This window comes from Flavonifractor sp. DFI.6.63 (genome assembly GCF_024462255.1).
Taxonomy (GTDB): Bacteria; Bacillota; Clostridia; order Oscillospirales; family Oscillospiraceae; genus Lawsonibacter_A; species Lawsonibacter_A hominis.
Window position 1 is genome coordinate 1 of sequence record NZ_JANGBE010000042.1, and the last position, 20,649, is coordinate 20,649.

The following is a 20,649-nucleotide window of genomic DNA, read 5'->3' on the forward strand; positions in this document are numbered from 1 at the left end:
GCGCCGCTTTTGCGGCGCGCCACTGAGGCTTATGACGGGTGGTAAAAGAAGATGCTGCCCTTGTCCGCTTTGGCGCGATAGAGGGCCGAATCGGCCTGCTGGAGCAGCTGATTCCCGTTGATCCCCGGGGTGCGGAACGCGACCCCGATGCTCAGCGTGACGCGGTGATAGGTGCGGTTGGAGGGAGAACGGACAAAGGCGCGCTGAATGCTGCGGCAGGCGGCGAGCACGTCCTCCTGCGAATGGTTGCAGAAAAGGATGCAGAATTCGTCTCCGCCGAACCGGAAGGGGATCCCCTCCCCGCAGTCGTTCAGCACCTTGCCCAGCTCCTGGATGTATTTGTCTCCCCGCAGGTGGCCGTAGGTGTCGTTGATGGACTTGAATTCGTCCAGGTCCAGAATGGCCAGAGCGTATGACCCAGTGGGATTGGCGTCCAGCTCGGCGATCGCCTGTTCCAGTCCCTGGCGGTTCCAGGTCCCGGAGAGGGGATCGGTGATGGCCTGTTCCCGCAGATGCTGCCGTTCCAGCTCCCGGCGGATACTGACGTTGTTTTTCTCCTGTTCCACGCGGATCAGAACGTCGCACAGGGTATAGATGGCAAACAGCACGACCACCGACAGGACCAGATCGGCCAGCTGTTCCCGGTCGGAAAAGTCCTTGACCACATCCAGGTCCCACTGGAGCAGCAGATCGGAGAGCACCTTGCCCGCGATACTGGACAGGGCGGTCACCGTGGTGAGGAGCCGGTCGCTGTACACCGTGGTCAGTACGATGGGCATTGCGACGGCAAGCACCAGAGAGGAAAAGACGCTGTGTACCGAATATAGGATCAGGCCGATGCCTGCAAGCGACAGGGAAACGGCGTAGGCCTTCCCCCGGAGCGGGATGCGCCGGCTGCGCTGGACCAGGTGGCAGAACAGGGATAAGCCCAGATTCAAGCTGGTAGGGATCAGAAAATATTTTATAAAATAGATGTTCCGCGAGGAGGAAACGATGTCCATATACCGCAGGGCAAAATAGAGCGCGATCTCCAGCGCGCCCACAAAGAGCGCGATCGAAAGCGTGAGGTGCACATGCAGGCGGAGCCATTTTTCGTTGATCCGCTGATACTCGCGGTGGATCAGATTGATCTCGGAAGGTTCGTTTCGTGTGAGCATAGCGTCCTCCAATCGAGGGCTTGATGGAGTGATTATACCATTGCGCCGGTTGGATGTCACGCAGAATCGAACGGAAAACAGAATCCCAAAGGCGAAGCCGGGGGGACGTGCCGCCGGCACACATCGGCGGTACGTCCCCCGGGGGGCCGAGACAGGCGGTGATCCGCCCGTTGGAAGGACGGCGCCCGGTACGCGCTCCCGCCGCCGTACCGGTACCGCGCTACCGTTTTGTACTGGCGCGCTTGATGACCTTCAGGCGGACGAACTCCTCCCGCTCTTTTTCCTCCAGTGCGTCGGTGATGAAGCGGATGGTCTCGTCAAAGCCTGGGATGACGATGTTCTGCAAGGCGTTGGCCCGCTTCTGAGTCTTTTTGATGGCCTGGGCCAGGCGGTAGATGGAGGTCTCCACCTCCGCCAGACGGCGGGTAAGCTCCTTGACCCGGTAGAACTTCAGATAGCAGTCGTCCAGGGCGGAGGAAGTGCGCACAAAGCCGTATTCCGGCCGGGGCGGCGGGGACTGGCCGGGGATGCGGGGCAGCTCCACCCCCATCACCGAGCGGTAGCGGATGTCCAGACTGTCGTCCACCTCCACCGCCTCCGCGATGCGGTCGCAGATGCCCAGATGGATATTGGCGGTCTGGAGCGATTCATAGGCCTGGGTAAAGACCGTGTCGATCTGGCCCTGGAGCTGCTTGGCGGTGTCCATCAGCCCCATCAGCTCCCGTATGAGGATATTGCGCTTGCGGTCCATCAGCTCGTAGCCGGTGGCGGCCAGAGCGCGGGAACGCTTGGCGGCCATCAGGTTGCCCTTGGTGGGCAGTACGGCGGCCATACGGCATCAGCTCCTTTCGCGGGGATCGGTTCAGCCCTGCTCCCGGGGCAGCAGGGACTGGCAGGCGCCCTCCACATAGTGGGCGCGGATGGTCTCATCGTCGATCCGGTCCAGTTCGGTCCGGGGCAGCAGGGTCAAAAGCTTCCAGCCCAGGTCCAGCGTCTCGTCCATCGTCCGGTTCTCGTTCTCGTCCTGACGGACAAAGTGCTCCTCAAACGCCCGGCCGAAGGCCAGGTACTGCTTGTCGGTGTCGGAGAGTTCGTCCTCGCCGATGACGCTGGCCAGGCTTCGGGCGTCCTGCACCTTGGAGTAGGAGGCGAAGAGCTGGTTGGACAGGGCGGGATGGTCGTCCCGGGTGAAGCCTTTGCCGATGCCGTCCTTCATCAGGCGGGACAGGGAGGGCAGAATGGCGATGGGCGGGTAGATCCCCTTCTGATCCATATCCCGGTCCAGTACGATCTGCCCTTCGGTAATATAGCCGGTCAGGTCGGGAATGGGGTGGGTGATATCGTCGTTGGGCATCGTGAGTACCGGCACCTGCGTCACCGAGCCCGCCCTTCCCCGGATCATGCCCGCCCGCTCATACAAAGAGGCCAGGTCGGAATACAGGTAGGCCGGGAAGCCCTTGCGGGAGGGGATCTCGCCCTTGGAGGAGGAGAATTCCCGCACGGCCTCGCAGTAGGAGGTCATGTCGGTCAGGATGACCAGCACGTGATAGCCGTGCTCAAAGGCCAGATATTCCGCCGCCGTCAGGGCGCAGCGGGGGGTCAGGATGCGCTCGATGATGGGGTCGCAGGCCAGGTTGCGGAACATGACCACCCGCTGAAGGGCGCCCGCCTCTTCGAAGCTGCGGCGGAAGAACTCGGCCGTATCGTTTTTGACCCCCATGGCCGCAAAGACGATGGCGAACTCCCCGTCGTCCCCGGCCACCTTGGCCTGACGGACGATCTGAGCGGCCAGCTCGTTGTGCTTCATGCCGGAGCCGCTGAAGATCGGCAGTTTTTGCCCCCGGATGAGGGTGGAGCAGCCGTCGATGGCGGAGATGCCGGTGTAGATACAGCTGCGGGGGTATTGACGGGAGACGGGGTTGATGGCCGAGCCGTTGATGTTGCGCCGCTGCTCGGGGTAGATCTCTCCCAGGCCGTCGATGGGCCGGCCGGCCCCGTCAAAAATGCGTCCCAGCATCTCTTTCGACAGGGCGAGGTCCATGGCCCTGCCGGTGAAGTGGGTGCGGGCGTTTTCCAGGGAAATGCCCCGGGTGCCTTCAAAGACCTGCAGAACGGCCTTGTCCCCGTCGAGGAGGATGACCCGCCCGTAGCGGCGCTCCCCGTTTTCCAGGGTGATCTCCGCCATTTCGTCGTAGGCCGCGCCCGTTACGCCCTCCAGAGCGATCAGGGAACCGGACAGCTCGGAAAGGCCGATGTATTCCAATCTCATAATGAATCAACTCCTGATATGCGGGGCGGCGGACGGCCGCCTCCTGCAAGGGCGGGAGGACGCCGGTCCTGCCGCTGGCCGCGGCGGCAGAGGTTCCGGCGGACCCGGGTCCTTACTGGTTTGCCTGGTTCACCTTGGCCAGCGCGGCGTCGACCGCCTGCTCGTAGGGGGCAAATTTGCCCGGATCGTCGTTGGGCACCTCATACTTCATTTTGGTCAGCGACTCAAATATGCCGGTAGCCTTGAGCTGGGACAACGGGATCGAGCGGGCGATGAGTCCCTTCGCTCCGTCGTAGAGCTTCAGGATCAGCTCCATCATCTTCAGCTGCTTTTCCAGAGGCACATAGGTGTCGATCTCATGGTAGGCGTTTTGCTGAAGAAAGCCCACGCGGATGAGCCGGGCGGTCTCAATGACCAGCTTCTGGTCCTCCGGCAGGATATCCGCGCCGATGAGCTTGACGATCTCCATCAGCTTGGCCTCCTCCTGCAGGAGCGAGGCGATGCGCTGGCGGCAGGGGACGAAGCGCTTGCCCACGTGCTGATCGTACCAGGGCTTGAGCTCGGCCGCGTATTCCGAGTAGGAGGTCAGCCAGTTGATGGAGGGGAAGTGGCGGGCGTAGGCCAGGGAACGGTCCAGGCCCCAGAAGGTGCGCACATAGCGCTTGGTGTTTTGGGTGACCGGCTCGGAAAAGTCGCCGCCCTGGGGCGAGACGGCGCCGATGACGGTGACGGAGCCTTCCCTGCCCTCCAGTGTTTTGACGTACCCGGCCCGCTCGTAGAATTCCGCCAGACGGGAGGCCAGATAGGCGGGGAAACCCTCCTCGGCGGGCATTTCCTCCAGCCGGCCGGAGATTTCCCGCAGCGCCTCCGCCCAGCGGGAGGTGGAGTCGGCCATCAGCGCCACATGGTAGCCCATATCGCGGTAATACTCCGCAATGGTCATGCCGGTATAGACTGAGGCCTCCCGGGCGGCCACGGGCATGTTGGAGGTGTTGGCGATGAGGATGGTGCGCATCATCAGGGGCTGATGGGTCTTGGGGTCCAACAGCTCGGAGAACTCCTCCAGCGCCTGGGTCATCTCGTTGCCCCGCTCCCCGCAGCCGAGATAAACGATGATGTCCGCGTCCGACCACTTGGCCAGCTGGTGCTGCGTCATCGTTTTGCCTGCGCCGAAGGGGCCGGGAATGGCGGCAGCGCCCCCCTTGGCGATGGGGAACAGCGTGTCGATGATGCGCTGTCCGGTGATGAGCGGGCGGTCGATGGGCAGCCGCTCGGCCATGGGCCGGGGAGTGCGGATGGCCCAGCGCTGGGCCAGCTTGAGCGCATGGACCTGCCCATGGGCGTCGGTGACCTGCACCAGCGCCTCGTCCACCAGGTACCGCCCGTCGGGGACGGCCTGCGTGACCGTGCCGGCGAGCCCGTCGGGGATCAGGCAGCGGTGGGTGATCACGCCCGTTTCCGGACAGGAGGCATACAGCATGCCGGGGCGGACCGTATCCCCGGCCTTCACGTGCAGCGTCACGTCCCATTCCTGCTCCAGGTCCAGCGCGGGAATGTTCACGCCCCGGCCCAGGAAAGGCCCGGTCTTTTCCTCGATGACCTTCAGGGGGCGGGCGATGCCGTCGAAGATATGGCCCAGCAGGCCGGGACCCAGCAGGATGGACATGGGAGCGCCCTGGCCCGTCACGCGCTGGCCGGGGCGCAGCCCGCCGGTGTCCTCGTAGACCTGCACGGTGGCAGCGCCGCCGTGCACGCCCACCACCTCGCCGATGAGGGCTTCGTCTCCCACGTTGACCATATCCATCATGGCAAGGCCGCGGCCGCCGGTGACGGTGACGACCGGGCCGTTGATCCCGTGGATCACATAGGGGGTATTCATTGCGCGTTCCCTCCTTCCGGGGAATCGTCGTCGGACAGGGAGATGCCGAACAGCTCGGCAAAATGGCCGGAGAGCTCGCCGGCGGCGCTGTCGAAGGAAGAATCCACCCGCAGGCCCAGCTGCTCCGACTCGGCCACCAGTCCGCCCAGCTGAAAGCCGCCCTCCCGGAAGGTCAGGCGGCGCGCTCCCCCGCAGGAGGCCTGCAGCGCCTGCGCCAGGGGCAGGTCCTCCGCGCGCAGAAAGACCTGTACCTCCGTGCTGCCGGACAGGGTGGCCAGGGCCTCGTCCAGCAGGGCCCGCAGGCGGGACAGATAGGCGGGCGTTTTCGTAAAGGCCCCGATTTTCTCCCGCACCAGCGCGAACGTCTCCTGGGCCATCTGTTCCCGGCGCAGATAGAGCTTGCGCTTGTTGTCCAACATGTGCTTGGAGACGCCGCGTCCGGACTCGGATTTGATGCGGGCGACCTCCCGGTGGATGTACTGATAGGCCTCCCGGAGGACCTGATCCTCCGCGGCGGAGTAGGCCTCGTCCCGGCGGCGGCGCACGTCGTCCAGGGTGCGCTCGGTCTCCTGGGTCGCCTGCGCCAGGATGGCGGCGGTGAAGCGGTCCAGCTTCTTTTTCATATCGGGCATATGGAAACCTCCTTAGAAGCGCATCAGAGCTTGACGCCGATGGCCTCGCGGATATAGCGGGTGATGGAATCGGGGGAGCGCCCGGCGCTGTGGCGGTCGGGGATCTCCACCACCAGGGGGCGCTGGGCGCTCTGCTTCATGGGGATGATGAGGTCCCCGCACAGCGCGGCCAGCTTCTCGGTGATGAGCAGCACGGCGATCTCCGGGTCGGCGGCGGCGGCCTCCACGGCGGAGCGCACCTGGGACTCCTCCCGGACCACTACGCCCTCGATCCCGGCCAGGCGCAGGCCCACCTGGGTATCGGTGCTGTCGGTGATGACAAAGTATTTCATAAAACAGCCTCACAGCCGTTCCGCCGGGCCCAGTGCATGGGGCCCGGGGAAACGTGTTTGCGGAAATCCGCCGTTATACGAACAGGAGCAGCAGCGCCACGATCAGGCCGTACAGGGCCACGCCTTCGGCAAGCCCCACGAAGATGAGGGCCTTGCCGAAGGCCTTGTCATTTTCCGAGATGGCGCCCAGGGCGGCGGAGGCGGAGGAGGCCACGGCGATGCCGCCGCCGATGCCGCTCAGGCCCACGGCCAGGGCGGCGCCCACGTACTTGAGGCCTTCGGCCAGACCGGCGCCGGCGCCGGCCGCCGCCGCGGCTGCCGTAACGTCGGCTGCGGAGGCGGTGCCGCCGATGCCGGCCGCGCTGGCCAGGATCAGGCAGGCGAAGAAGCTGGCGATGTTGGCGCCCAGGGCCCGCTTGGCCTTTTGACCGGTATAGCGGCGGATGCCGATCAGAAACAGGGGGGAGAAAACCGCGCCGGCGGCAAAGAGCAGAACCACGTATTTGACCATTTCAGATTCCTCCAATCAATTGACACGGCTGGAATAGTTGATTTGCTTCGGCGCAAAGGCCACGCCGCCGTCGTCGTAAAAGCGGCCGAACAGCTCGTAGAATTCCAGACGCAGCACCTGGATGCCCACCAGCAGGCCCTCAAAGCCCATCACGAAGAGATTGCCCAGGATCAGCACCGCGATGCCCGCCGGTCCGCCCACGCCGCCGGAGAGTTCGGCCAGCATGTGCACCACCAGCATCAGTCCCACATGGGTGATGGCGTAAGCGCCCACCCGCATGAAGGACAGCGTGTTGGTCAGGTAGCTGAGCAGGGTTTCGAACAGCTCGAAGAACCCGGTGCCCAGCACCTCGCCCACGCTGAATTTGTACCAGTCCGCTTCGCGGGCGAGCAGCTTGGACAGAGGCTGGCGCAGGAGCATGAGCGCCAGCGGCAGCACCAGCACCCCAAGCACATAGGCGGGGGTAACCAGATCCACGCCCAGCAGAGCGGACGCGCCGGCGATGAGAACGCCGGCGTAGAAGACGATGCCCGCCGCCCCATTGGGACCAAACAGGATCTTTTCATAATTTTTCTGGCGCACGCCGTTGCAGATGTTGATGACCATCACCAGCAGCAGCATAAACACGCCCAGCAGGATGGAGGCGACCAGCAGCAGCAGCACGTTGCTCACCACGCCCAGGCCGGAGAGCGTGCTCTCCTCCATGATCTTGAAGCCGGGCAGGAGATCCTCAAAACCGAAGACGCTGCCGTATACGCAGCCGAACACCGCGCCGGACAGGCCGCAGCAGGCGATGATGTTGCCCAGCCACAATTTCTTCCACCGGGCCAGCACCAGCCCGATGAGGGCCAGGCAGAGCCCCTGGCCCAGGTCTCCGAACATGATGCCGAAGAACAGGCAGTAGGTGAGGGCCATGAAGAGAGAGGGATCGGCTTCGTTGTAGGCGGGCAGTCCGTACATCTCCAAAAAGGGCTGGAACACCCGGCCCAGAAAGCTGTTTTTCAGCTTGGTGGGGGGCTTCAGGTACTCCACGTCTCCCGCGTCGTCCACCACGCAGGACAGGTTGGGAAACCGGCTCATCTTCTCCTGAAAGGCGTTCACCGCCTCCGCGGGCACCCAGCCGGACAGGTAGAAGCTGTCCCGGCTGCGGCAGGCATACCGCCGCAGGTCGTAACACTCGTTCTGATAGCGCAGATAGGAGTAGCCGGAGAGCAGGCGCTTTCGTTCCTCCGCCCGCCGGGTGGCCAGGGCCCGCCCGGCCTGGTCGGCTGCCAGCGCGTCCTGCTCCGCCTGACGGCCCAGGGCCGCGATGGCGGCCTCGGCGGTGCCGTGGGGCTGAACGTCGATATGGATGCGGGTGAAGTGAAGGGAGTTGAAGAGCGTGTCCACCCTCCGGTGGGCCTCCTGGGTGGTAAAGTATACTCCGTAGACCCGGTGGGAGCCCAGGGTGGTGGGAAAGAAAAAAATGTCCTCTTCGTCGTTCAGGGTCACCTGAAAGCTGTCAAAGGTCTCCCGGGGCATCCAGCCGTAGCGGAAGCGGACATAGTCCAGACCCCACAGCTCATCCAGATCGGTGCCCAGGCCCCGCAGGTTCTCCAGCTGCTCCGCTGCGGTGCGGGACTCCTCCGCCTGCTGCTGAAGCGTCTGCTGCCGCCGCTTCAGCGAGAGCATCTCCTGCTCCAGCTGGTCGAAGTAGGCCGAAAGGCCGTCGGAATCCAGGGACGGATCGAAGGGGGCGTAATCCAGGGGCACGCCCGCCTCGTCGGCCACCTCCTCCGCCCGGCGCAGCAGAGCGGCGTAGGGATTGCTGTAGTCCAGCGCCATCAGGCCTTTTACCCCGTGCATCATCTGAAGGGTGCTCTCAGGGTGAAATTGCTGATCGATGACGCAGGTGCGCACCACTTCGTCGAACCGCTCCAGCGGCCCGGCCATGGTGAGCAGCTTCATAGGTACGACGGACATGGCGTCATCTCCTTCCGTGATCGCCTCCGGCGGGCGTCATTGCCCCACCAGTCGGGCGAGATTTTCGTTGTAAGGCACGCCGTATTTCACCGATTCGATCACATTCACCACCACCTGCAGTTCCAGTTCCTTCAGATCCAGATAAGCGATGGCGGTGTAAATCGAAGGGGGCCCGGTAAGCAGGCAGCGCCGGTTGAAGGCGTAAAAGGCCCGGCGGTAATATTCCTCCACCTCCGCCGCCTCCACGCGCTCAAAGCTGGCGGCATAGGGAGTCTGACGGATCAGGGCGAAGACCGCCGCGGCATCGGGTGCGGCGCACAGGGCGTGGATCATGGCAGGCTTCAGCCGGTACTGGAACGGATAGAGCATGGTCAGACACGTGTCTGCGGCGGTACCGGGGAAATAGGTCTTCAGCCGCAGCACATGCATCAGGTTCAAAAGGTCGATCTGCTCCCCGAAGGAGCGCAGCAGAACCTGCCGGGTATCGCCGCCGTACTGCTTGCGGACGATGCGCAGCATGTGGGCAAAATAGGCCGAGCGCAGCAGAGACTCGCACACCGTGTAGTCCGGCAGGGGAGCGCCCGGCGCGGGACGCAGGTGGAGCAGCGTGGGCGCGTAGATGCTCCCGCGGGCGGCGTCCAGGATGGCGTCGTAGCTGCGGGCGGCCTCCAGCGCGCGGTAGTCCACCTTCCCCCGGAGCACGATGGGGGAGGGGGGCGGCATGCCCTTGGCGTATTTGCCGGTGCGCAGCCGCCGGAGGGCGTTGAGCAGCGCCTGGTATTCCGCGATGCGGACGCGGAAGTCCATCAGAGCGCGGTCCTGCCGGGGCACGAAGTGGCTCAGGCTCAGGTATTCCAGCCGCAGCTCGTTCCAGAGGGCGGCCTCCACCTCCACCCGGCCCACATAGTCCCACCCGGCGGTGGAGAGCACGCCGGAGGCCCGGCTCCAGCTGGGGTGGGCGCGCAGGTACTCCAGCACCTCCGCCTCGCTTTTGAAAGCGGCCATGTGCTGAAAGTCCTCCAGACGCAGCCGCTTGCCGTACAGCGCCTTTACTTTGGCCGCCAGGGCGCCGTATTGGGCTTGTCCCCCGGTCACGGCTCTGTGCCCACGATCATGGAGAACAGGGTGTCCACCCAGCGCTCCTTATTTTTTTCGTAGGAGGACTCCACGGCGCTGAGGGCCTCTTCCAGCTTTTGATCCCACCGCTGGATCGACTCGGCCGCCGCAGCCTGCTCCTCCTGTTCCACCAGGCTCAGGCGGTGGCGGGCCCGCTCCAGATAGGATTCCCGCATGCGGGCAAGATCTCCGTCCAGGTCCTCCTGGAGGTGGGACTCCTTCTCCTTGGCCTGCTGCACCAGTGCCCTGGCGTTGTGCTCCGCCGCTACGATCCGGCTGATCATATCCGCGTATTCCATACCGAACACCTCCGAAGCATGCGAAAGTTTGGAACCGTCCCAAACGCCGGAAGAACGCGCGGTACGGTTCCGGGAGACATTATCATATCACTCCTGTTTTCGGTTTTCTACGGGAAATATAGACTAAGATTCCCAAAGATACGGCTTGTTCTTTCAGCGGAGTTTGTGCAGGAAGGATGAGTTTGAATTGCTCTATTGTAATCGGCTGCGCAGTCGTATATAATAAAATCTAATTAGGCTCATTATAGAGGTACGATCATGATGGAAACGAATCAGCAGGAGGGATGGCAATGAAAAAGTTGCTCCAGCTTTTGGAAGACGATTGCACGCTGACCACCGGACAGCTTGCATCCATGGCCGGCATGACGGAAGAAGAAGTCAAGGCGGCGATCCGGAAGTATGAAGAAGAGAAGGTCATTTTGGGCTATAAGGCCATCGTGGACTGGGACCGGACCGACCGGGAGTCGGTCACCGCACTCATCGAGGTGAAGGTGACCCCACAGCGGGGCGAGGGCTTTGACCGGGTGGCCGAGCGCATCTACCAGTACGACGAGGTGGAGAGCGTCTACCTCATGAGCGGCGCCTACGACCTGACCGTCATCATTTCCGGCCGTACCCTGAAGGAGGTCGCCCAGTTCGTGGGGGAGCGCCTGTCCACCCTGGAGGATGTGACCGGGACCGCCACCCACTTCATTCTTCACAAATACAAAGAAAAGCACCTGATTTTTGAGAAGCAGGAGCAGCAGGCGAAGGAGTGGATCTTCTCATGAACTACGATACGCTTCTGTCCGAACGCATCAAGGACGTAAAGCCCTCCGGCATCCGCCGGTTTTTCGATATTCTGGAGGAGATGAAAGACGCCATCTCTCTGGGCATCGGGGAGCCGGATTTTGTTACCCCCTGGCACATCCGGGACGCCGGGATCTACTCCCTGGAAAAGGGCTTCACCAAGTACACCGGAAACGCCGGTATGGCCGAGCTGCGCCGGGAAATTGCGGCCTACCTGAACCGCCGCTTCGACCTGCAGTATGATTTTGCCAAACAGATCATTGTCACCGTGGGCGGAAGCGAGGCCATCGACCTGACGCTGCGCTGCCTGCTCAACCCGGGGGACGAGGTCATCGTGCCGGTGCCTTCCTTTGTGTGCTACGGCCCGCTGACCTCCATGGCGGGCGGAACGCCGGTGTATCTGGAACTGAAGGCGGAGCACGAGTTCCGCCTTACCGCCGAAGCGCTCAAAAGCGCCATCACGCCCCGCACCAAGCTGTTGGTGCTCCCGTTCCCCTGCAACCCCACCGGCGGCATCATGGAGCGGGCGGACCTGGAGGCGGTGGCCCAGGTGCTGGAGGGCACCGATATCATGGTCCTCTCCGACGAGATCTACGCCGAGCTGACCTACGGCCAGCACCACGTCTCCCCGGCCAACCTGCCCCAGCTGAAAGACCGCACCATCGTGGTCAACGGCTTCTCCAAATCCCACGCCATGACCGGCTGGCGCATGGGCTATGTGTGCGGCCCGGCCGAGATCATCCAGCAGATGCTCAAGCTCCACCAGTTCGGCATTATGTCCGCCCCCACGGTGAGCCAGTATGCCGCCATTGAGGCCATGCGCAACGGCGACAGGGATATCGAGGCCATGCGGGACGAGTACGACGGCCGCCGCCGCTATCTGGTGGAGGGCCTGCGCCGCATCGGCCTGCCCTGCTTCGAACCCAAGGGGGCCTTCTATGTGTTCCCGGATATCCGGAGCACGGGGCTGTCCTCCGATGACTTCTGCGAGCGCTTTTTGATGGAAGAGAAGGTGGCCGTGATCGCCGGCTCCGCCTTCGGAGCCGGGGGCGAGGGCTTCGTCCGCTGCTGCTATGCCACCAGTATGAAGGACATTGCCGAGGCGCTGACCCGCATGGACAACTTCCTGACCAACCTGAAAAAGAAGCAGGCGCGGGAGGAGTAACGCCCCGTCATACGATCAAAACAGGAGGAAACACGAATGTACATTACTTGTCTGGATATGGAGGGCGTCCTGGTGCCCGAGATCTGGATCGCATTTGCCCAGGCCAGCGGGATCCCCGAGCTCAAGCGCACCACCCGGGACGAGCCCGACTACAACAAGCTGATGCAGTACCGCCTGAACATCCTCCGGGAGCATCGCCTGGGCCTGAAGGAGATCCAGCAGACCATCGCCGGCATCGATCCGCTGCCCGGCGCGAAGGAGTTTTTAGACGAGCTGCGCACACTGACCCAGGTCATTATTCTCAGCGATACCTTTGAGCAGTTTGCCAAGCCCCTGATGAAAAAGCTGGACTGGCCCACCATCTTCTGCAATACGCTGGAGGTGGCCGGCGACGGGAGCATCACCGGTTTTCGGATGCGCTGCCCCCAGTCCAAGCTGACGACCGTGCGGGCGCTGCAGTCCATCGGGTATGAGACCATCGCCAGCGGGGACAGCTACAACGATCTGGGGATGATCCAGGCCAGTAAGGCGGGTTTCCTGTTCAAGAGCACCGACAAGATCAAGGCGGACCACCCAGAGCTGCCCGCCTACGAGACCTTCGACGAGCTTCTGGCCGCCATCAAAGCGGCGATGGACTAACGCTGCAAAGGCGGGTGAGGAACATGACACAGCAATTTGACGGCCTGGCGTTTTCCCCGGCGGATGTCCTGCTGCCCCAGAACTGTGCTTACGGGAAATGGTCCGTGGTGGCCTGCGACCAGTATACCTCTCAGCCGGAGTATTGGCAGCGGGTGGAGGAAACCGTGGGCGCCGCGCCGTCCGCCCTGCGGCTCATCCTGCCGGAGAGCTGCCTGGACGGGCCCAATGTGGAGACCGACATCGTGGAGGTAAACAACACCATGACCCGCTATCTGCGGGAGGGCTGCTTCAGAGAACTGCCCGAAAGCCTGATCTACGTGGAGCGGCGGCTCTCCAACGGGCGCCTGCGCCGGGGCCTGGTGGGCAAGGTGGATCTGGAGCAGTACGACTATGAGCCCGGCGCCGCCGCCCAGGTGCGCGCCACCGAGGGCACGGTCCTCTCCCGCATCCCGCCCCGCGTGGCGGTGCGGAAAAACGCCCCTTTGGAGCTGCCCCACGTGATGCTGCTCACCGACGATCCGGACAAAACGGTGATCGAGCCCCTGACGGCACGGAAGGGGGACTTCGAGGCGCTCTATGACTTCGAATTGATGGAGCACGGCGGCCGCGTGTCCGGCTGGAGACTGGACCGGGCCGCGGCGGAACAGGTGGCCGCCGCCCTGCGCGCACTGGCCGACCCGGCCGCCTTCAACGCCCGCTACGGCACGCAGGACGAGCCGGTGCTTCTCTTTGCCGTGGGAGACGGCAACCACTCTCTGGCCACCGCAAAGGAATGCTACGAGCGGCAGAAGCGCCTGACCAGCCCGGACCAGTGGACGGACCTGCCCGCCCGCTACGCCCTGTGTGAGCTGGTGAACCTCCACGACGCTTCCCTGGAGTTCGAGCCCATCCACCGTGTGGCCTTCGGCGTGGAGCCGGAGGCGCTGCTGGAAGCGCTGCTGGAGGCGTACCCCGGCGCCTATTCGGGCGAGGGGGAGGGCCATGTGCTGCGCTATGTCCACGCCGACGGCTGCGGAGCCGTTACCGTGCCCCATCCTCAGGCCCAACTGGAGGTGGGCACGCTTCAGAGCTTCCTGGACGAGTACACCCGCCTGCATGGGGGCCGCGTCGACTACATCCACGGCGCCGGCGTGACGCGGGAGCTCTCCCTCAAGCCGGGCAACCTCGGCTTCCTGCTGCCCGCCATGGGCAAGCAGCAGCTGTTTCCCACCGTGATCCACGACGGGGTCCTCCCCCGCAAAACCTTCTCCATGGGGGAGGCCCACGACAAGCGCTTCTATCTGGAAGCGCGGAAGATCCGCTGATCGCAAAGGAAGAAGGCGTTTTTCCATGGCAGTGCTGGAAGTGCGGGCCTATGCCAAGCTGAATCTCGCGCTGGATGTGCTGGGCCGCCGGGCGGACGGATATCACGAGATGCGCATGGTGATGCAGAGCGTGACCCTGTCTGACCGCATCCGGCTGGAGACCGGTACCGGCAGGCCCCTGCGCATGACGACCGATCTGGGCTTTTTGCCCTCCAATGAAAAGAATCTGGCGGCGGTGGCCGCCCTGCGCCTGTGCGAGGCGGCGGGCGTGTCCTCCGAGGGGCTGGCCATCGACCTGTGGAAGACCATTCCGGTATGCGCGGGGCTGGCCGGGGGCAGCGCTGACGCCGCCGCCGTGCTGCGGGGCCTCAACCGCCTGATGAGGCTGGGCCTGTCTTCCGCGGAGCTGGCGGAGATCGGCGCTCGGGTGGGGTCCGACGTGCCCTATTGCGTCCGGGGCGGCACCGCCCTGGCGGAGGGACGGGGGGAACGGCTCACGCCGCTGCCGCCGCTGCCCCGCTGTCATGTGGTTTTGTGCAAGCCGGCGTTTTCCGTTTCCACGCCGGACCTGTTCGAGCGCATCGACGGCGTGCGCCTGCGCCGCCGTCCGGATACCCTGGGCCTGCTGGGCGCGCTGGAAGCGGGCGACCTGGCGGGCGTGGCCCGGCGGATGTACAACGTATTTGAGGACGCCCTTCCCCCGCGCCGTGCGGGAGAGATCGGGGAGATCCGGAACAGCCTGATCCAGTATGGCGCCCTGGGGGCCAGCATGAGCGGGACCGGCCCCACCGTTTTCGGCCTGTTCCGAGACGCATCCGCCGCCCGACACGCCTGTTCCGCCCTGCGGGAGACCTATCGGGAGACCTTTTTGGCGCAGGGATTGGAACCGGTCGAATGATTGCGGTATAAAAAACAAAAATGCCGTCCACAATGTAGCTGCTGTAATACTACATAATGGACGGTGTTTTTATGCAACGAAAACAGAATCGAAAGCTGCGCCGGTGGGAACTGGCCCTGCTGCTGGGGGTGGCGGTCGCCGCTCTGGCCGGAGTATGGCTGGACGGCCAGCAGTCCGCCCTGGCGGACAAGGTGATCCGCCTGCACGTGATCGCCCATTCCGACTCCCCGGAGGATCAGGCCCTCAAGCTCCAGGTCCGGGACCGTATCCTGGCGGAGAGCGGGGAGCTGCTGTCCGGCGGAGCCACCCTGGAGCAGGCGCGCGCCGCTCTTCAGGACAGCCTGGCCGAGTTGGCCGGGATCGGAGCCGAGGCGGTGGGGGAGGCGGGCTATTCCTATCCGGTGACCGCCTCCCTGGAGGACGGGGTGTGGTTCCCCACCAAGCAGTATCCCGATTTCGCCCTTCCGGCGGGGCGGTATACCGCCCTGCGCCTGGTCATCGGGGACGGGGGCGGACAGAACTGGTGGTGCGTGGTCTTTCCGCCCCTCTGCCTGGGCTCTGTGACGGAGACCGCGGCGCAGGCCGCCGCAGAGGGCGGCTTTTCCCAGGAGGAGATCGCGCTGCTTACCGGCGAGGAGGGCGGTTACGTGGTCAAATTCAAGGCCATCGAGCTCTGGGAGCAGCTGCGCGGCTGGCTGGAGGAACGCTCGTCCGCCTGACAAGCTTTTTACTTGCAATCTGGAGCGGACGGGCTTATAATATAAAAAGCGCGAATCCGAACGAAACATGCTGAAGGAGTGATATGCGCCGTGAGCAGCGACCCTTTGAGTCGAGAATGTCAGTTACCCAGCGCGGCGCTTTGGCCCTGCGGCTGAGCGGCTTTGCCGTTTTGCCCCGCACGCCCTTGTCGCCGCTGTGTCCGCGTGGGGAGGGATACTTTCCCACCGGACGGCAAAGACTAGAGACGCGCGGGGATTTTTGTGCCCGTTTTCGGGCCCGCGCGCCGGGAAAGGCGTGATTTTTTTGCTCTCCATCCACAAGACGATCAACGGAAAAATGACCCGGCTGGACGGGATCCAGGACGGATGCTGGGTCAACCTGACCTATCCCAGCGAAGACGAGCTGACCACCGTGGCCGCCACCCTGAACGTGGACCCCGCGTTCCTGCGGGCGGCCCTGGACGAAGAGGAGACCTCCCGTATCGATACCGAGGAGGGGCAGACCCTGATCATCATCGACCTGCCCGCCGTGGAGAAGGACGACGCGGTGGTGTATTCCACGCTCCCGCTGGGCATCATCGTCACCGACAAGCACATCATCACCGTCTGCCTGAAGGAATCCTCCATCCTGAAGGACATGCAGGACGGCCTGGTGCGGGGCGCCGAGACCCAAAAGCGCACCAGCTTTATCCTCCACATGCTTTTGCAGGTGGCCAAGCGCTACCTGCAATATCTGAAGCAGATCGACAAGATCTACAATTACATGGAGCGCCAGCTCTATAAATCCCAGCGCAATAAGGAGCTGATCCAGCTGCTGGACCTGGAGAAGTCCCTGGTCTATTTCAACACTTCTCTGAAGGCCAACGAGGTCACCCTGGAGAAGATCCTCCGGGGCCGCATCGTTACCCTTTATGAGGAGGATCATGACCTGCTGGAGGACGTGCTGATCGAGGTGCGCCAGGCCATCGAGATGGCCAACATCTATTCCTCCATCATTTCCGGCATGATGGACGCGTTTGCCTCCGTCATCTCCAATAACCTGAACGTGATCATGAAGGTGCTCACGTCCATCACCATCCTGCTGACCATCCCCAACATTGTTTTCGGCTTCTACGGGATGAACGTCGACGGGCTGCCCCTGGACCAGTTCTGGTGGTTCCCGCTGGTGGTGGCCGCGGCGGTGATTGTGGCGGTGGCGGTCATTCTGAAAAAGAAAGACCTGTTTTGACGAAGCGTGCCGAAAGATGCAGGATGAGCTCCTGCATCTTTCTTTTTTATACGAAACTTTACGGAAGTATTCATACTCTGGTAACAATTGTGTGTTAATCTTTTAGCAATACGCACAGGATCCAATGGGAACCGGCCGGGCGGCAGACGCCGGGCCCACAAAAGAATGGAGGCATCGAATGGCAAGTAACCCCAACTATTGTGATGTGACGCCTGAGATCGAGGCGCTGGCCGCTCTGGCTCTGGAGAACAGCTGTATTGACCCGGAGGATTACGTCCGCTACGATGTCAAGCGCGGGCTGCGGGACCTGAATGGAAAGGGCGTGCTGGCCGGATTGACCGAGGTCTCGGACATCGTGGCCAAAAAGATCGTAGACGGGCAGGAGCTGCCCTGCGACGGCAAGCTCTATTACCGGGGCATCGACGTGGAACAGCTGGTGGGACAGGCCCTGAAGGAGGGGCGCTTCGGGTTTGAGGAGACCGCCTACCTGTTGCTGCTGGGCCGCCTGCCCAAGGCCGCGGAGCTGGAGGATTTCCGGCGCCAGCTGTCCTATTATCGCTCTCTGCCCAACAATTTTGTGCGGGACGTGATCCTGAAGGCGCCCAGCCAGGATATCATGAACTCCCTGGCCCGCAGCGTGCTCAACCTGGCCTCCTACGACGACCGGTGCGACGACATCTCCCTGCCCAACGTCATGCGCCAATGCGTGCAGCTGACCGCCCTGTTCCCCATGCTCAGCGTGTATGGCTATCAGGCGTATAACTATAAAAGCGGCAGCTCCCTGTACATCCATGCCCCCAGGCCGGAGCTGTCCACCGCGGAAAACATCCTTTCCCTGCTCCGGGCCGACTCCTCCTACTCCTTCTGGGAGGCCCACGTGCTGGATATCTGCATGATCCTCCACGCCGAGCATGGCGGCGGCAATAACTCCACCTTTACCACCCACGTGGTCACCTCCTCGGGGACGGATACCTATTCCTGCATGGCGGCCGCCCTGGCCTCTTTGAAAGGACCCAAGCACGGCGGCGCCAACATCAAGGTCATCCGCATGTTTGAGGATATGAAGGAGACCGTCCGGGACTGGAAGGACGAGGACGAAGTGCGCCATTACCTCCAGGCCCTGCTGGACAAGCAGGCCTTCGACAAGGCGGGACTCATTTACGGCATGGGGCACGCGGTGTATTCCCTGTCCGACCCCCGGGCCAATATCCTGCGCTCCTTTGTGGAGAAGCTCTCCCGGGAGAAGGGGCGCAATGAGGAGTACGAGCTTTATTCCCTGGTGGAGCGGCTGGGGCCGGAGATCATCTCCGGCGAGCGGAAGATGTACAAGGGCGTCTCCGCCAACGTGGACTTTTACTCCGGGTTTGTTTACCATATGCTGGACCTGCCGCTGGAGCTGTATACCCCGCTGTTCGCCATGGCCCGCATCGCGGGCTGGAGCGCTCACCGCATCGAGGAGCTCATCAACATGAGCAAGATCATCCGGCCCGGCTACAAATACGTCGGCACCCATCAGCCTTATGTGCCTATGGCCCAGCGCTGAATTTGACCCAAACGCCCGGCCCCATCCGATCGGATGGGGCCGGGCGGTTTCCTGTGCCGCAGGCAGGTGCCGCGCCGGTATGACGGGGCCCGCCGTACCTCCAGATAGTAATGCTCCGCCTCCGGGTCCAGCACGACCTGGTCGATGCCGTGCTCCAGGTCGAAACCGAAATTCTGCCGGACGATCTCCACGGACCGGGCGCCGCACAGCCGGGCGCTCTGACTGGAAAAGGTCAGCGCAGAGCCCAGCTGCGTCACCAGGTCGTACCCGTAGACGCCCTGGTTTTCCGTATGGGCGCAGTAATAGTCGAAGCTGCCCGCCTTGCGGAAGCTGGCTTCTGCCGTGACGGTCTCCCCGGGGGGGATCGTGAGCGGAACTTCCAGATAAAAAACCCGGTCCACCGATTCCACGTCCAGCTCCTCCAGCCAGCCGGCGTCGTACCGCTCCGCCGGAGCGTCGGAGAGCGCGCCGTAAGAGGCGAGAAAGTCCCGGAGCAGGCCGTAATAGAGCTCGAAATCCACCCCCTCCAGCCGTTCCTGACGCTCCCGGTACATCAGCTGCGCCGTCTCCCGCAGAACGGTGTCCAGATCGGTTTCGTACCGGGAGACCGTCACCCCGGCCTCCACGGTCTCCTCCGTATCCCAGCCGCCGGTGACATAGCCCTGGGTGGTCAGGCCGCTGATATCCTCGCCCAGGATGATGAGGTAACAGGGCGTGCCGTACCCGGCCTCTCCGGGCTCCCGGATGGAAAAGCCCTGCCCCATGACGCCGTTTTCCCGGTCGAACCGGCCGGAGTGGAAGCCGTAGGAGAGCACCGTGGTCTGTTTGTAGTCCAGCGCAAAGGTCGCCCGGATGGAGGGATTGGGAACGTCCTCGTTCGCCTCCGGGCCCCAGGGGTCGGTAAAGCGATAGACCGTGACCGGTATGCCGCTGAGGTCCGGCCCGTCCCCCAGGGCCTGCGCCAGATAGGAACCGTCGGAGAGCAGGGCCTTGTAATCTTCCCAGCTGTCCAGCTGGTCCAGATTGAGGCTTCCCGCTGTTTCGGCGGTGATCAGGTCGGCTCCCAGGGCGCCCTGGAAGCCGCCGGAATAGCCGCCGGAACGGAGCGTGGCCTCCGCCGGGACGCCGTCCACCGTCAGCGTGGGGGTTTGAGCGCTCAGGTGCTGCAGCTGTCCCACAAAGGGATAGAGCAGCGTGACGGTCTGCGCCTGCTGGGTGGAATTGGTCAGCACGTAAGCGTCGTGCACCAGAAGGTCGGTGGAGGACTCGTAGCGCCCGCCGTCCGGAAACCACTCGTTATAGTCGTCCAGCACCTGCCGGCGCCCGGCCTCGGTCAGCTCCGTGCGGGAGGCGGCCTCCTCCTGGTTGGAGATCCACGTTCGATCCCAGAGGGAGAAGTCCAAAGTGATCTCCCGCCCGGCGGACAGCTCCGCGCCGTCCAGGACGGTCAGGGGGAACACCGGCCCGGCGTAGGACAGAAAGACGCTGCTGCCCTCCTCGTGGCCGCCGCCCGCGCTGGAGCCGCCCAAACCGCCGTTTTGGAGCAGGAGGAACCCGCCCGCGCCGATCAGGACCACGGCCGCGCAGGCGCACAGGGGCAGCCAGTGCCGCCGGGGCCGCCGGACCTGTCCGGGCAGGGCCCCAATGCGCTCCCGCAGCGCTTGCGGACACCGCAGATCATCCACCTGAGCGATATAGTCGCGCTTATCCATCCTCAAAGCCTCCGATCATACGCTGCTTCAGCGCCTTACGCCCCCGGGCGAGCCAGGTGAGCACCGTGCTGCGGCCCGTCCCCAGCAGCGCGCCGATCTCCGCGGCGGTATATCCCTCGTAGTAGTGCAGGTAGATGGCGTTGCGGTACTGCGCAGGAAGGGCGCGCACCTCCTCCAGCACGGAGTCCTCCGGGCGCTGGGGCGCTTCCAGCGCGTCGGAAAGGGCCACCTCGTTCCGGCGCCTGGCCCGGTGGAGGTTTTTGCACCGGTTGATGGTCACACGGATAAGCCACGCCTTGAGATGTTCGCCGTCGCCGAAGGCCTTGCCGGAGCGGAGCAGGGCCTCGAAGACCTCCTGCGTCACATCCTCGGCGTCGCCGGGGGTGGGCGCGTTGTGGACGGCGACGCGGTATACGGTATCCAGATAGTGCTCGTATGCGTAGGAGAACGAGGCGTCCCCTTTGAGCTTGGCGGCCATGGCGCACTCTCCCTTCT

The 20,649-nt window shown here is 63.7% G+C and carries 20 protein-coding genes; 8 read left to right on the forward strand and 12 right to left on the reverse strand.

Features of this window, described 5'->3' with window-relative positions; genetic code table 11:
- Positions 1-29: 29 nt before the first annotated feature.
- From NE547_RS16060 to NE547_RS16105, 10 genes are all read right to left on the reverse strand, one after another.
- The gene (locus tag NE547_RS16060) at positions 30-1,157 is read right to left on the reverse strand and encodes a GGDEF domain-containing protein (protein WP_256176437.1); all 1,128 of its coding nucleotides are present in this window, start codon (positions 1,155-1,157) and stop codon (positions 30-32) included.
- Between the two features lie 220 nt (positions 1,158-1,377).
- Entirely contained in the window at positions 1,378-1,989 is a 612-nt protein-coding gene (locus NE547_RS16065) for a V-type ATP synthase subunit D (protein ID WP_186907951.1), read from the reverse strand.
- 30 nt (positions 1,990-2,019) lie between these two features.
- Entirely contained in the window at positions 2,020-3,426 is a 1,407-nt protein-coding gene (locus tag NE547_RS16070; RefSeq protein WP_186907950.1) for a V-type ATP synthase subunit B, read from the reverse strand.
- A 112-nt stretch (positions 3,427-3,538) separates the two neighbouring features.
- Complete coding sequence (locus NE547_RS16075) at positions 3,539-5,305, reverse strand: V-type ATP synthase subunit A (RefSeq protein ID WP_256176438.1); 1,767 nt, start codon at positions 5,303-5,305, stop codon at positions 3,539-3,541.
- Positions 5,302-5,937, reverse strand: a complete 636-nt coding sequence (locus NE547_RS16080) for a V-type ATP synthase subunit E (RefSeq protein ID WP_186907948.1) — start codon at positions 5,935-5,937, stop codon at positions 5,302-5,304. The genes NE547_RS16075 and NE547_RS16080 overlap by 4 nt, the downstream gene beginning before the upstream one ends.
- A gap of 23 nt (positions 5,938-5,960) precedes the next feature.
- Positions 5,961-6,269: a V-type ATP synthase subunit F gene (locus tag NE547_RS16085; RefSeq protein ID WP_186907947.1), complete on the reverse strand. Its 309-nt coding sequence runs from the start codon at positions 6,267-6,269 to the stop codon at positions 5,961-5,963.
- A 73-nt stretch (positions 6,270-6,342) separates the two neighbouring features.
- Positions 6,343-6,780, reverse strand: a complete 438-nt coding sequence (locus NE547_RS16090) for an ATP synthase subunit C (protein WP_186907946.1) — start codon at positions 6,778-6,780, stop codon at positions 6,343-6,345.
- Between the two features lie 15 nt (positions 6,781-6,795).
- The gene (locus tag NE547_RS16095) at positions 6,796-8,742 is read right to left on the reverse strand and encodes a V-type ATP synthase subunit I (RefSeq protein ID WP_186907945.1); all 1,947 of its coding nucleotides are present in this window, start codon (positions 8,740-8,742) and stop codon (positions 6,796-6,798) included.
- 36 nt (positions 8,743-8,778) lie between these two features.
- A complete protein-coding gene (locus tag NE547_RS16100) occupies positions 8,779-9,837 on the reverse strand; it encodes a V-type ATPase subunit (RefSeq protein WP_256176439.1) in 1,059 nt (352 codons plus the stop codon).
- Entirely contained in the window at positions 9,834-10,157 is a 324-nt protein-coding gene (locus NE547_RS16105) for a hypothetical protein (protein ID WP_256176440.1), read from the reverse strand. Before NE547_RS16105 ends, NE547_RS16100 begins: the two co-directional genes overlap by 4 nt.
- A 290-nt stretch (positions 10,158-10,447) precedes the next feature.
- Here NE547_RS16105 and NE547_RS16110 point away from each other — a divergent pair, with 290 nt between their 5' ends.
- From NE547_RS16110 to NE547_RS16145, 8 genes are all read left to right on the forward strand, one after another.
- A complete protein-coding gene (locus NE547_RS16110; protein ID WP_256176441.1) occupies positions 10,448-10,927 on the forward strand; it encodes an Lrp/AsnC family transcriptional regulator in 480 nt (159 codons plus the stop codon).
- Positions 10,924-12,111, forward strand: a complete 1,188-nt coding sequence (locus NE547_RS16115; RefSeq protein WP_186907941.1) for a pyridoxal phosphate-dependent aminotransferase — start codon at positions 10,924-10,926, stop codon at positions 12,109-12,111. Before NE547_RS16110 ends, NE547_RS16115 begins: the two co-directional genes overlap by 4 nt.
- A 36-nt stretch (positions 12,112-12,147) precedes the next feature.
- Positions 12,148-12,750, forward strand: a complete 603-nt coding sequence (gene thrH, locus NE547_RS16120; protein ID WP_186907940.1) for a bifunctional phosphoserine phosphatase/homoserine phosphotransferase ThrH — start codon at positions 12,148-12,150, stop codon at positions 12,748-12,750.
- Between the two features lie 23 nt (positions 12,751-12,773).
- Positions 12,774-14,054 (forward strand): DUF1015 domain-containing protein, encoded by a 1,281-nt coding sequence (locus NE547_RS16125; protein WP_186907939.1) that lies wholly within the window; start codon positions 12,774-12,776, stop codon positions 14,052-14,054.
- Positions 14,055-14,079: 25 nt separating this feature from the next.
- Positions 14,080-14,952 (forward strand): 4-(cytidine 5'-diphospho)-2-C-methyl-D-erythritol kinase, encoded by an 873-nt coding sequence (ispE, locus tag NE547_RS16130; protein ID WP_186907938.1) that lies wholly within the window; start codon positions 14,080-14,082, stop codon positions 14,950-14,952.
- Positions 14,953-15,023: 71 nt separating this feature from the next.
- Entirely contained in the window at positions 15,024-15,671 is a 648-nt protein-coding gene (gene spoIIR / locus NE547_RS16135; protein ID WP_256176442.1) for a stage II sporulation protein R, read from the forward strand.
- Positions 15,672-15,975: 304 nt separating this feature from the next.
- Entirely contained in the window at positions 15,976-16,899 is a 924-nt protein-coding gene (locus tag NE547_RS16140; RefSeq protein ID WP_256176443.1) for a magnesium transporter CorA family protein, read from the forward strand.
- Between the two features lie 178 nt (positions 16,900-17,077).
- Positions 17,078-18,442 carry a citrate/2-methylcitrate synthase gene (locus NE547_RS16145; protein WP_256176444.1) on the forward strand — a complete coding sequence of 455 codons (1,365 nt, stop codon included), beginning with the start codon at positions 17,078-17,080 and terminating at the stop codon, positions 18,440-18,442.
- Here the strand turns inward: NE547_RS16145 and NE547_RS16150 are convergent.
- Positions 18,418-20,154, reverse strand: a complete 1,737-nt coding sequence (locus NE547_RS16150; RefSeq protein WP_256176445.1) for a hypothetical protein — start codon at positions 20,152-20,154, stop codon at positions 18,418-18,420. The genes NE547_RS16145 and NE547_RS16150 overlap by 25 nt on opposite strands.
- The gene (locus tag NE547_RS16155; protein ID WP_186907934.1) at positions 20,147-20,632 is read right to left on the reverse strand and encodes an RNA polymerase sigma factor; all 486 of its coding nucleotides are present in this window, start codon (positions 20,630-20,632) and stop codon (positions 20,147-20,149) included. The genes NE547_RS16150 and NE547_RS16155 overlap by 8 nt, the downstream gene beginning before the upstream one ends.
- Between the last annotated feature and the right edge of the window lie 17 nt (positions 20,633-20,649).

Coding starts and splice junctions, on each gene's coding strand:
- NE547_RS16060 (WP_256176437.1), bottom strand. CDS start 1,157: ATGCTCACACGAAACGAACCTTCCGAGATCAATCTGATCCACCGCGAG.
- NE547_RS16065 (WP_186907951.1), bottom strand. CDS start 1,989: ATGGCCGCCGTACTGCCCACCAAGGGCAACCTGATGGCCGCCAAGCGT.
- NE547_RS16070 (WP_186907950.1), bottom strand. CDS start 3,426: ATGAGATTGGAATACATCGGCCTTTCCGAGCTGTCCGGTTCCCTGATC.
- NE547_RS16075 (WP_256176438.1), bottom strand. CDS start 5,305: ATGAATACCCCCTATGTGATCCACGGGATCAACGGCCCGGTCGTCACC.
- NE547_RS16080 (WP_186907948.1), bottom strand. CDS start 5,937: ATGCCCGATATGAAAAAGAAGCTGGACCGCTTCACCGCCGCCATCCTG.
- NE547_RS16085 (WP_186907947.1), bottom strand. CDS start 6,269: ATGAAATACTTTGTCATCACCGACAGCACCGATACCCAGGTGGGCCTG.
- NE547_RS16090 (WP_186907946.1), bottom strand. CDS start 6,780: ATGGTCAAATACGTGGTTCTGCTCTTTGCCGCCGGCGCGGTTTTCTCC.
- NE547_RS16095 (WP_186907945.1), bottom strand. CDS start 8,742: ATGTCCGTCGTACCTATGAAGCTGCTCACCATGGCCGGGCCGCTGGAG.
- NE547_RS16105 (WP_256176440.1), bottom strand. CDS start 10,157: ATGGAATACGCGGATATGATCAGCCGGATCGTAGCGGCGGAGCACAAC.
- NE547_RS16110 (WP_256176441.1), top strand. CDS start 10,448: ATGAAAAAGTTGCTCCAGCTTTTGGAAGACGATTGCACGCTGACCACC.
- NE547_RS16115 (WP_186907941.1), top strand. CDS start 10,924: ATGAACTACGATACGCTTCTGTCCGAACGCATCAAGGACGTAAAGCCC.
- thrH (WP_186907940.1), top strand. CDS start 12,148: ATGTACATTACTTGTCTGGATATGGAGGGCGTCCTGGTGCCCGAGATC.
- NE547_RS16125 (WP_186907939.1), top strand. CDS start 12,774: ATGACACAGCAATTTGACGGCCTGGCGTTTTCCCCGGCGGATGTCCTG.
- ispE (WP_186907938.1), top strand. CDS start 14,080: ATGGCAGTGCTGGAAGTGCGGGCCTATGCCAAGCTGAATCTCGCGCTG.
- spoIIR (WP_256176442.1), top strand. CDS start 15,024: ATGCAACGAAAACAGAATCGAAAGCTGCGCCGGTGGGAACTGGCCCTG.
- NE547_RS16145 (WP_256176444.1), top strand. CDS start 17,078: ATGGCAAGTAACCCCAACTATTGTGATGTGACGCCTGAGATCGAGGCG.
- NE547_RS16150 (WP_256176445.1), bottom strand. CDS start 20,154: ATGGATAAGCGCGACTATATCGCTCAGGTGGATGATCTGCGGTGTCCG.
- NE547_RS16155 (WP_186907934.1), bottom strand. CDS start 20,632: ATGGCCGCCAAGCTCAAAGGGGACGCCTCGTTCTCCTACGCATACGAG.